Below are 13,481 nucleotides of genomic sequence, written 5' to 3' on the forward strand. Positions count from 1 at the left end.
ATGTTTTATAAAAAAATAATATATGTATGGGTTTTATTCAATTGTTGTTTAGCGCATGCGCAGACCGTTAACGAAGTTTTTCAAAAATTAGCAAAACAATACAGTTTAGCAAAACCATTGCAATATCAATCAACATACTCACTGTATAAAGATTTTGATTCAAAAAAAATTGAAGAAACATACAAAGGTGTCTATTACAAAAATGATCGCAATGAAATTTATACCAAAATTGGAGATACTGAGATACTGAATTCAAAAGCAATATATCTTAAGATTAGTAATAGTGAAAAAGCAATGGAAATAACCAATCCGATACCCAATTATGCTGGAGATTTTGAGATGAAGCCCCTTCTGGATCTTTGCAAAATTGAAAAATTCGTTGATTATAAATCCTATTGGGAAATAACATTAGTTGCTAAACCCTACTCGAGTCTTTCGTATTCAAAAATTGTAGTGCAGATAACCAAAAATTACTTTTTGCAAAAACAGATTTTTTATTACAACACAGTAATCAATTTTTCAAAAGACTATCGAAAACCGGATCCGCATTATCCTCGATTAGAAATTATCCATAAAAATTTTAATCGAAATGCCGTCAACGCGTCCATTTTTAGTACTAGCACATACTTTACAACAACAGCCAAGAAACAGATTGTTCCGGCTGAAAAATTAAAAAAGTATGAAATTATTGACCAAAGAGTTATTTCTAATAAATAAAAATAAAATATAGATATATGTATATCAACAAGCATCTAATAGCATTTGTATTTATACTGTTTTCATCATTTGCATTTAGCCAGCAAGAAGAAACGCTTGGTGACAGAAAAAAAGGCAATCAATTAAATGGACAGCCAATATTGCATGTTACCGATTCTAAATTTGCAAATCTGAATCAGCAAAACGTGTTTACTTCGGTTAAGCCTTCAGTATCCATTCATTTTGGATTTGATGATAATCTTACTGATTTAAATGCTTATGGCGCAGTTTACTATTGTGAAGTTGAATTGATTGTGAAACCAATTGATAAATCTGGAAACACGATTATGACTTACAGAGACAATGCAAACGCAATAAAATCATACCCAGATCCTTTCAAGATTATATTGAGGATTAAACATGATTATGTAACCAAAGAAAAAAAATTCAATGATTACGCTGTTTACCAATTGCCTGGCGTTCATAAAGCAGATGTCACAGTTAATTCTATAAAATACTTAGATGCTAATGAAAATGTCATTAACGTAACTAACTCACCTGCGTTTGTCGAATTAAAATTCAACACAGAACGTTATTACAATCTGCAATTGAGCGCTACTCAATATACAACTGTATTTCCTATAACTCATAAACTAATCAAATATAATGGACTAACTGAAACCACGGTTTCTCAAGTTAGTAACGGTGCCGACGAACTAATTATTAGCTGGACAAAAGATCAAGTTGCTCCGGCTGTTGAATATGAATTGGAATGGACATGGATTGACAACTATAATAAAACTGGTGGGAAACTGGGCCCAGAAGAAATTGCGTTAACAGAGCAAGATTTCAAATTAAACAGTACCAGAATTCAAACTAAAGATGTTTCATATAGAATACCACTTGTTTATTCTAAAGGGTATTTGATTTACCGTGTACGACCTGTCGGACGATTTCTTGATAATACTTCAAAAAACTTTTACGGGCTTTGGTCAAGCGGTCTAACGGATACTTTTTCAAAAGTAAATGATTGGCCTCATGTGATTGAAATTGATCAGTCTCACGAATCAGGAAAGAAAAACTGGCAATATCAAGCGTCATTTGCTGAAGATGGAAAGAAAAAAGAGGTTGTAAGTTACTTTGATGGTAGTTTGCGTAACCGTCAAACCGTCACCAAAACAAATACTCCAGGAAAAGAACTTTCTGGATCAGAATCTGTCGATACGCAAGGAAAAGCTGTAGTTGGTGAAGTAATTTATGACAATCAGGGAAGAGCTGCAATTGAAGTTCTACCGGCACCAGTTAACTCATCAGGAATTCATTTTTACAATGATTTAAATAAAAACGCTAATAATTCTATTTATTCTCACAATGATTTTGACTGGGATAATCCAACAGTAACAGACTGTACTCCTATCCCTGCTCCTGTAATGTCAAATTCTAATGGTGCCGGCAAATATTATTCTGAAAACAATCTTGTTTACAGCAATTACAAAGATTTAGTTCCAAATGCTGGAGGTTATCCTTTTTCTCAAATTGAATATACTCCAGATAATACTGGAAGAATCAAAAGAAAAGGAGGCGTTGGTAAAGAGCATCAAATTGGTACTGGACATGAGATGCAGTATTTTTACGGACAACCAAAACAAGAAGAATTAAATCGATTATTTGGTTACAAAGTAGGAGATTTTTCGCGCTACAAAAAAAATATTGTTATTGATCCCAACAAGCAAGCAAGTGTCAGCTATTTAGATCCACAAGGACGAACAATTGCAACAGCTCTTGTTGGAGATAACAACGGAAATTTGATTTCTTTAGATGATGAGTCAAATGACGATCTCCATTTAGTTACAAAAACAAATCTGCTATCAAATAATGACAAATATGCTTCTGGCAATAATGGAGTTGTAGAAGATGGAATTCGTCTAAACACTCCAGTATCTGTTGTAAAAGAAGGGGAAGTCAAAATTGAATACACTTTAAACAAAACCATCGGATCTTATACCGATTCTTGTTTAATTGGAAAACAATACCCTTTTGTTTATGACTGGTCTATTGGTTTAAAAAATGACTGTGCAGATGAATTACTTACTGGCTCTGACCCATTAACCTCAAAAATTGGAGAATTCAGTCTTACTAACTATACTCCTATTGCATTAAATATTCAAAAAAGAGAATACAAAGCACTGCAAGCTGGTAATTTTTTAAAGGTTGGAACTTATCCTTTAAGCAAAGATCTTAGAGTTGATTATGATGCATTAAATAAATATGCTGATGATTATATTGCTCAACTAAAATTGGACAAAAAATGCTTGCCAGACTACGCAGGTTTACAGCCAGATATAACTGAAGAAGATTGTAATGTTACTTGCAAAAGCTGTGAAGAGTCTTTAGTTTGTGAAAATCTGACAGCCGCAGAGTGCGAAGCTTTTAAACTAAAACTTTCAGCAGATCCAGCTTCTCTCGGAAACACAAACGAAAGAGAATCCTATATTACTGAAGCAGAAAAGCAATATGTCATAAAAAACCTAAATGCATTTTTTACTGTTTCAACTTTTATCAATAATGGATCACAATATACTGCGGCAAATATTGACCAAAAAGATATATTGCCAAAAGTAACAGCCTATAAATACGAGTTTCGAAGCTTATTGTCAGGATGTCGTGAATTGTGTACTCAACCTATCAATGTCTGCAACCTTAACCTTGAATTATTATTGGGCGACATGAGTCCGCATGGACAATACGGTTCTGTAGTAGGACTAGAATCTGAGGACGAAGAAATAGAGAACCCAGCATCAAGCAAAATAACAGATCAATTAAGTATTTTCAACGAAAACAACCAATTACTATACGGAGGATATACAACAGCTTTAGAAACAGATCCTGACACAAATGAACAGGTTGAAGTTAAAGTTTCAAACTATAACTGGAGAAAACCTTATGGCGGATCTTATAAAGAAGAAGACGGAAGCGTATCTAAAATTAGAGTCGTACTTACCGGCGAAAACTTGTATAAACCAAGTTTGGCCGAAGATGCTGTTGTTACAGAAGCTGATCACGATCCAGATAGCGATGATCCAAATGTCTTTTTAGTTGAACCAAAATATTTACGTTATGTCGCAGATTTCATTCCTTTATGGAAATCGAGCTGGGCAAATGCATTATTGCCTTACCATCCGGAATATCAATATTATGTTTATAATTCGGCAATTTGCGAAAAGTTTAATGCCGTTGGCGATAATTCAGACGGATTTGATGAAAAATTAAGAAACATTGATTACGCTGATTCTGAAACAGGAGCAATTAAAGACAACACTATTTTTACACCAGACGGATTAATTTTTCAACTAATAAATAATATTTACACAGTAAACAATAATGCTGATCCATACTATGTATCGAAAAACAATTTAGAATCAGATATTGATTATGATTTACGAAGAAGTATTGTAATTGAAGCTTTATTAGAAAATTATGATGGTATCATGATGTCTAATGGGAAGCGTTTAACTATGTTAAAAACTGCCTATTACTTTGCTGTATATTCAAACGGAATTACACCTGAGTCTGTGTACGAAGATTTTGCAAACTTATCTCAAGCTGACTTATTAGCTAAAATAAATGCGCTTCAAGACCCATTAATTAAACAACAAATATGGTCGAACTTTAAAACATATTATATAGCACTTAAACAAAAAACCAGAACTGTATTTTCTCATATTTATGCCGCAAAAAGAAACAATTATAATGATTGCATAGGAAATGTAGAGAATTCAGACACTTTTGTTACTTTATTTAAAAACTATAATTATCTAAAAGTTAGTAGAAGAACAAATTTTGAAAGATTAACAGAGCTAATAGACCAAATCCCTGAGAACCCTGCTCTTCCAAGTGGAAGCGAAGGAATCGAATGGGCATGCTCAGAAGAAACATCTTCACTATTTGCAGTCAAAGAAAAACGATTCATACCTGCGGATTATGGATATGATTCTGCCCTTCCAGATGCTCAAGCTATTTCTGATTTAAGTGCAACTACAGAAAAAGCCATGTATATGGAAACTGGAAAATGTCCAATGGCTTTTGAGATGGAATATTTCTTAAAAGGACTTGTAGATCCAAAAATTCAAAGCGAAGGTTTGCTTGTTAATGGCTTGAAAACTACAAGCATGCCATTTTTGACTAAAAATTTATTTAATGCTCAAGTTAACCCGACATTCAATTTACAAACAGCATCAGAAACTCCAAAGATAAAATCTTATGAAGATGCTTCTGGAGCTTTAAATATTACTTTTACTCACTTAGGAAATGAAATTGCAACTCCTATCGAATTAAGATTCGTTACCAATTCATCATACTATCAAGATGCATGCGGTAATAATGTAAATATGCCAAAATGGGAAGATATCTTAGACTTCAAAAGTTTTTACTATATCCCTGAATCTTATGATATGGCAACTAAAACATACAAATTCCAAATTATTGGACTTGTAAAAAGAAATGGAGTATCTTCAACTTGTAACTCTCCTGAAGAAATTATCATAGAAGGTACTACCAAAGCAAATGTGGGAGAATGTTCTTATTTAACAGATGCTCCATGTGATAAAAAAGACAAATTTGATGATTCATTTAGAAAATTAGTATTTAATCTCCAGTCTGCAGGAACAATTAGAAGTGCAAGTTTAGACATTACTTCTAACCCAGTTTTTACAGATGGATACTTGTACACTTATTTTGGTATTAAACCAAACGATGTGGTAAAATGGAAAAATACTGCTGAGGGAGTTTCAATTTCTGTAAATGATGAAAACCGTGTGATTTTAAATCTTGGAGGATATAACTTAGGTTCAGAACGCATCACCAACATTTCAATCGGAAACGTATTTGGTAGTTACAATCAAGTAAGAATAGCTACAAAAAGACCGATATTCTTATTTTCTTCAAGACAAATTACAGCTAAAATAACATCTGGAAATACAAACAGACCATTATATCTTGTTTGTTGTTCTCCTTGTGGCGAGTGGGATTACAATGGTGATGGACTAGGCGACGCCTGCGGAGGCGGTGGAAACTGTGGTACAATTGATACTGATGGCGATGGAATTTATGACGGTTGTGATAACTGTCCTAATACACCAAATCCAAATCAGGAACCTTGTAACAGCTACACTCCCATTACATCTTGTACAGTTGCAGGAACTGACGAACTTACTTATGAAAATAATATTAAAAATATTTTAAATGACTTTTTAATTACTCGAAATCATGAAGTTAATGCGAGTGGTGATTTCTATAAAGCCGGAAGTGTTTCAAGTTACAGCCCTATCAACAATTTTGTACGAGATTCTAAATTAGTTTCTCATTTCCAAAAACAAAGAACTAGATATACTGAAAACAATTTCCGTCCAGTAATAATAGACAAATATTCTATTGTTGCAGAAAATACTCTTGTGAGCATTAATTTTGATGAAAACTCAGGTTCAGTTTACAATCGAAATTTCATTAATTTCTATGATATTAATATTAAAAATGCGAAACGCATTAATTATATTGATGTTACGAGCGATTTAACTTTCAAAATTAACTTTGTTGACAGTCAAGGCCGAACTGTAACACAAAATGGAGGAAAAATTTCTCATTATACTTTTACAAAAATAACAAGTTCAGAAGCTAAGGCTCCTGCAGTGGCATTTTGTCCTTTTATGTCGGAAACATATCCGCCAAAAACAGCAGGCAAAAAAGCACTAAACAATCCTGACGACTTATATGTTCCTGTTTCATCTGATGGAAAAATACAAGAAAACAATATTGTATCCTTAACATCTAAAACAGCAAAAAAGAGCGCTGTATTATCAATTCAAGAAGCTGGTTCAACTTTTAGCTGTTCAGATTTATGTATTCCAAGTGCTGTCGCTCCGGTCGTTTGTGGTTCGCAATGGTTAAATTTCAGAAATATGATCAGTGTTCAGGTTCCGGATTATGTTGTTCCTGAAAACATGGATACAAATGCAACTTATTTCTGTGAAGCAAACTTTGGATACATTAGCACCGAGTATCTTTTGTATTTGGCAAAACTAGAAATAACTAGTGTCAAAAACCCACTTTTTATAACCATAAGTGAATTTGGTTCAACCAAATTAAGATATGGAAATACGGTAACAATGTCAGTTATCAACGATTATTACAATTACATTCAATCACAAATTACAAGACCAACTGAAGAATTATTGTTGTGGATTCAATTTGCTAATAAGTATGTTACAGATAGCAAAATTTGTCCACCAGCAATTATTCCACCAACATTTAGCTTGGAAATCCCAGTGGTTCCCGGAACTAAAACGCCATGTGAATTGTATGCAAATACTGTAAAAGCGGCAAACCAACAAGCAATTGAAAATACTTTCTACGCAGATAAAAAAGAAGAATTTAGAGAAAAATATCTTAAGGCAGCGCTAGAAGGAATAACTGAAACACTTACTCAATCTTCGTTAGATAAAGAATATCAATACACATTGTATTACTATGATCAGGCAGGTAACTTAATTCAAACAGTTCCTCCGCAGGGAGTAAACAGGCTTGCGCCAAATTCTGATGCTCCAATAAAAGATGTCAGAGAAAATAATCCTGAAAAAGTTGACACGGGTCTTGTAAATGGCGTTGCAGTTGCTCCTGATCATAAGATGCAGACGCAATATCGCTATAATTCATTAAATCAGCTGGTTTGGCAAAAAACTCCAGACGGAGGTGAAACAAAATTTGCTTATGATGCTTTAGGAAGAATTGTTGCTTCACAAAATGCAAATCAAGCCAAAACAAAACCGCTTTACAGCTATACACGTTATGATGGTCTTGGCCGAATTACTGAAGCAGGACAATTTGAGGCAAAAGCTGGTGTTTCATTAAATATTAATGAAAACGGAAGATTAGTTTTTACAAACAATGGCGAACTTGTACCAGTAGATGCTGTTGCTGATCAGTTTCCTTACAGCCAAGGATCAACTTTTGATCAAGTAACAAAAACATTATATGACATTCCTGTTCAAAATACAGCAGATTGGTTTACATCATATGGTTCTGATAATAATCATAAAAGAGTTACAGCCGTATTGTATTATAATCATTTAACATCTGAAGTCAATGAAATTAAAGCATATGACAAATACAACAATGCAATATTATATGACTATGATGTACACGGAAATGTAAAAGAATTAATTTATCACACAAACAACAATCAACAATTAACTGATTTAAAGCAAGATCGTAAAAAAGTAATCTACGATTATGATTTAATCAGTGGTAACGTAAACAAAGTAACGTATCAGCCAAATAGTGTGGCAGATCAATTTATACATCGTTATGAATATGATGCAGACAATAGAATAAAACAAGTTTATACTAGTAAAGACAATGTTATTTGGGAAAAAGAAGCTAACTATCTTTACTATGAACACGGACCTTTGGCTCGTATTGAAGTTGGAGACAAAAATGTACAAGGGTTAGATTATATCTATACACTTCAAGGATGGTTGAAAGCTGTTAATTCAGAAAAAATTGGATCTGACACTGACGCTGGAAAAGATGGATTAATTGTCGCTAAGGATGCATTTGGTTTTGCATTGAATTATTATACAGGAGACTATAAATCAAGATTCAATGTTAATGATGCAAGTACTGTTGACAATCCGCTATTTAGTTTTAGCAAAGGATCATCAAGTCTTAGCGGAAATTCAAACCTATATAATGGAAACATCAAGGAAATGGTCACTTCATTGTTAGACAACAGTCAGCAGGCAAATCCAATTCCTACTCAATTTAATTACTATAAGTACGATCAGCTTAACCGAATCAAGAGTATGAACTCTAAAGCAATTTCGTATACTGGAGGTATTGCAAATGCTCCTGTAGACGGATATAAGAGTGACTACAGCTATGACAGAAACGGAAACTTGATGTCCCTTAACAGTTGGGCACCATTAGCAAATGGAGCATTGAATTCAACAAAAATGGACCAGTTGACTTATAATTATTTGACTGGAACAAACAAACTGACTCACGTTGATGATGCAGTTCCAAATGGTGCTTTTACAAATGATACAAACAATCCAAATGACACATCATTAGATATTGACGATCAAGATCCAAATAACTATGCTTACGACGAAATTGGCCAGTTGATAAAAGATGCTAAAGAAAATTTAGATTTAATCAAATGGAGAGTTGACGGCAAGGTTGAATCTGTTACTAAATATCAGGGCAAACCAGAGCAGGTTGTAATTAGTTTTGAATATGACGGTTTAGGAAATCGCGTTGCCAAAACTGTAGCGACAGCTTCGACAGCAACAACAACTTATTACCATCGTGATGCTCAAGGAAATGTTTTGAGTACATACGAAATGGTAAAAGAAGGCGCGACTACAAAATACTATCTTGTAGAACAAGATATCTATGGAAGCAGCCGTCTAGGAGTTGAAAGAGGCAAAAAAGAAATAACCAATGATGTTGCTTCGGCACTGAAAAATTCAAAAACTATTTTAGCAAGTGATAAAAATGCAATTGTTGCAAAAGTTGCAGATGCGATATCAAAAACTTGGGGATTAGGATTTACTTCAGATTCTGGTGCTGCATCATGGCCAATAAACACCAAAAATGCTATCAACTTATTTGACAACAAGTCAGCAAAAACAGAATCAGTAACTGTAAGTACGCATTTCAAAATTGACCCAACGACGTCAGAAAATAGTACTTTGGCGGTATTGCATGGTTCATCTGTAGAAGGAAACTTCCCTGATGACAATTCAGTAGCTTTTAGAAGTTCGATTGTATTAGGGGTCAAAAAAGAAGGAAATGGATATACACCAACATTCTCTTTAATTAAATACCGCAGAAATTACAATAAGTACACTAAAGTAATCAAATTTAAAAAACGTACTCGTTACTCTTTCCGTAATATTGCGTCCATTACAGATTACTTCGTAAGACCAACTGACAGACCGGGTCTGCCAATAATTTCAATTCCTGAAAAAGAATGGGATTATAAAGCAAATATCGTGTTAAACCAGTCAACGTCAAATTACGATATAACAATTACCTTAAATGGAAACGTTTATAAAGCAATTGCGGCTCAACCAAATTTAACATTAAACGGAATTGAGGATAAAGGTTTTGAAAGTGGTGAACAAAGACTAAAAATTACTGTTCCACAAAATACACTTGGAAAAACCGTTATTGAATACCGAGATGGAGAAAAAGTTACCTACAATGCACTTAAATCTGAGGTTTGTGACTTTACTTATAGCATAAATAATGGTGAAGAGCCAGAGGATATAAAGGTTAATAAATTTGCACTTGATGAAGGAGTTGGCCTAACTTCAGAATCAGATACTAAGATCAAAATGACATTATCTGGAATTAATTTCGCACAAACGTATTGTGGTAATCCAGATGAAGATTCAGATGGTGATGGTATCATAAATACAAAAGACAACTGTCCGTTTACATTCAACCCGCTTCAAGAGGATATTGATGGTGATGGTGTTGGAGACATTTGCGATAACTGTAAAACTACAGCAAACAAAGACCAACTTGATACAGATGGTGATGGCCGTGGTGATGTATGTGATAATTGTATAAAAACACCTAACTTTGAGCAAATTGACACTGACGGAGACGGCATAGGTGATGTTTGTGACAACTGTAGAACAATTGCCAATGCAGATCAAAAAGATACAAACGCAAACGGAATTGGAGATGTATGCGAAGGTATTGATCAAGGTGAAGGAAACGAAGCTGTGGCAGAAAGTCCATTGACTTCATACCGTTTTGTAGGAGACAAAAACTATGAATTGTCGAACCATTTAGGAAATGTACTTTCTGTAATTACAGACCGTCCGTTATTTGTTCAAAATGGCTCAACATACAGTTTCAATCCAGACGTTCTTAGCTATTCAGATTACTATCCTTTCGGAATGCTGGTGCCAAACAGACATCAGGATACAAAAGAGTATCGTTACGGGTTCCAGGGGCAGGAAAAAGATGATGAGCAGAAGGGTGAAGGGAATTCTCTAAACTATACTTTCAGGATGCATGATCCGAGGGTGGGTCGATTCTTTGCTAGAGATCCACTTGAGCCAAAGTATCCTTTTTACTCACCTTATCAATTTAGTGGAAATCGCGTGATTGATATGATTGAATTGGAAGGTCTAGAGCCTACAAATACAAAAGTTAATCCTGATTCACAACCAAAGGGAGATAATTGGGAACGTACAGATTCAGAAGGGAACTATACAGGAGTAGCTTATCCAATTACTGAATTGGAAGGAGTCACTGTCACTGCAGCTAAAAATGTAAACGTTGCAACAAAAACATTACAAGCGGTTGCAGGTGGAGTTAACGATGTTCTTGGAGCAATGACAGGTGCGAGTAGTATTTCTAAGGAAGCTAGTCAAGCATATAACGCTGAATATGCACCTTCTACTAAAGATAAAGATGTTGCTATAATGGTTGGTATTGTATTAGCTCCAATAGTAATCGCAGAATTTGGAGGGGCATATTTAGTAGAGGAAGGAGCTTTTGCTTTTCATGAGACATGGCGATCTAGTGCTGTTGGAGGTGTAAGTAGTTTAATGTCTCAATATGTTTCGAAAGGTTTTAGATTTGATAAAATAGATTATTTCGATGTTGCAATGAGTGCTGTCTTTAAAGGAAGTGGAAAAGGATCTTCTTTAATTAAATCTTTTGTTGATGTGAGTCCGGAGAAAGGATTTGCTATTAACTCACCTGTTGATGCTTTTTTAAATTATCAATCATCAAAATTTGCATCGACATTAACAAATTCAACAATTGGTTCATTTAAACCCTTTTTAGCAAAAACCGCGATGGGAGCCATCATCGAAATTAATGTATCATCATACTTTAAAATTATTACATCAGTTGTAAAACAAGAAATTAAAAATGAAATTAAAACCCATACTGAAGGAGAAAATGAAGTGATAAAGAAATAAAATAGATATGAAATATGTTTAAATATTGTAAACTCGACAAAAGAAATCAATCACCAATTGTTACTTAATTCTTCTAATAATAATGAAATGGAATTACTCTAGAAATACTATTCTACTAATGATAATATTTACTTTTATTTTATGTTGGATCATAATTAATAAGAATGTTGAAGACTCAAAATCAACTATGAAAGGAATTGGAAAGATTTATGGTATCGACATAGGAGAATATTATGAATATAAATATTTTTATAATGGCAAAATATATCATGGATTAGAACCAATTGAATTCAATTTGTTTATAGGTAAAAATAAAATAGGCAAATGTTTTGAAGTATTAATTAATCCTGAAAATCCTGCTAAAAGTAAATTGAATTTAGAAAAAGAAATGGATTGTTCTTTAGAAGACCAAAGCTTTTACTAAAGAAAAAGATATTAAATTATTAGTTACTGTTAAGTAATTAAGTGAGTTGCTTGTTTTTCGTTAAAAAAGTATTGTTGTGAATAAAAAGATTATCGTTGCGGTGTGAATGTTCATTGCTCACACCTGCAGCGGTAAGCTTCGTGATATAACAAGAAAGTTTTTACTGGATTGATTTTAGTATTAGTTTTTCTAGTAACTCTCCAATTTACTATGTACCTTTTCAATCTCTTTGTCCATATAAGCCTGAGCATAGTGTACATATCGGTTAAAAGAGGAACTACCATTGCTATGTCCACTTATTTTACGAACCAAATGCTCTGGCATTCCTAAAATAAGTAAAGTAGTAATAGCAGTTCTACGCATCATGTGTGAACTCATTTTATCGCAGAAGCGGTTCTTAGATGTATCTGTTTTCTTGGTTATTTTTTGACTTTTGCCTTGCTTTTCTCGCGAAACTTCAATGGGCATTGTAAATCCGGCTTGTTGACCAATTTGTTTTAGGGTTTTATTGAAATTGAAAAGACTAATACTTCCAAAAATTGGTGTTCTATCATTTACAGCCTTATAATGTTGAAAGATCGTAACGGCATAAGCAGAAAGTTTTATAAAACTGAAGGTTTTTGTTTTTTGAGATTTGAGTTTTAAATACCAATCTCCTTCCACTTGTTCAAAATTCTTGTTTGTCAGCAAGAAGATATCAGAATAACGTAATCCTGTCGAGCAACCAAAAACGAAAATATCTTTAATCCGTTTATAACTTGGAATAAGTGTTTGTTCGAATTCTTTATCATGAATTAAAAATTTTAATTGTTCTGGTGACAAAACAAATATTTCTATTTCTTCTTTCCGGACATAAAATAATCTTTGAAAATCTCCTGTTATAATATCTTTATCGTCTTTAAGGTAATTAAAAAAAACGCGAATTACTTTGATATTGGCCCCAACATAGTTATCATGACATCCTTTTTTATATAGGAATTCTGTGAACTTTAGATAAAATTTTTTCCAATAACTTTTTTCTGATGCTAACTCACGTTTATCTAATTTGGAGGCATCACATATCCGTAATTCAAATTTAGTTTCGCTTGAAAATTGTATAAGATTATTTAAAACATAATAATAGTTCTGAATTGATCCTGGTTTTATCTTCTCTCCATTTTTTTTAAGCCGTTTTCCCGTTTCAGTTTCTTTAATAAATTGTTTGAATAACGGTATAATCGGAGTTGTTTTTTTCATGGATTTTCATTTTGTAAATGCAATATAATAAAAGAGTGCAAAGTCAGAGACATTTGCACAACTTTTTTAATGTATGTGATTTTTGAAGATGGGTTATGAATATTTCAGATTAGTATTATCAT

Annotated in this window: 4 protein-coding genes; 3 read left to right on the top strand and 1 reads right to left on the bottom strand. The window is 33.4% G+C overall.

The features are described 5' to 3' along the window. From ACWA1B_RS00650 to ACWA1B_RS00660, 3 genes are all read left to right on the top strand, one after another. Positions 1 to 717 carry a hypothetical protein gene (locus ACWA1B_RS00650; protein WP_456903850.1) on the top strand — a complete coding sequence of 239 codons (717 nt, stop codon included), beginning with the start codon at positions 1 to 3 and terminating at the stop codon, positions 715 to 717. A gap of 17 nt (positions 718 to 734) precedes the next feature. Next, complete coding sequence (locus ACWA1B_RS00655; protein WP_456903851.1) at positions 735 to 11,699, top strand: thrombospondin type 3 repeat-containing protein; 10,965 nt, start codon at positions 735 to 737, stop codon at positions 11,697 to 11,699. A gap of 187 nt (positions 11,700 to 11,886) precedes the next feature. Further along, a complete protein-coding gene (locus ACWA1B_RS00660; RefSeq protein WP_456903853.1) occupies positions 11,887 to 12,123 on the top strand; it encodes a hypothetical protein in 237 nt (78 codons plus the stop codon). 189 nt (positions 12,124 to 12,312) lie between these two features. Here the strand turns inward: ACWA1B_RS00660 and ACWA1B_RS00665 are convergent, their stop codons facing one another. Next, positions 12,313 to 13,359, bottom strand: a complete 1,047-nt coding sequence (locus ACWA1B_RS00665; protein ID WP_456903855.1) for a tyrosine-type recombinase/integrase — start codon at positions 13,357 to 13,359, stop codon at positions 12,313 to 12,315. Between the last annotated feature and the right edge of the window lie 122 nt (positions 13,360 to 13,481).

Source organism: Flavobacterium xizangense, from assembly GCF_054075145.1.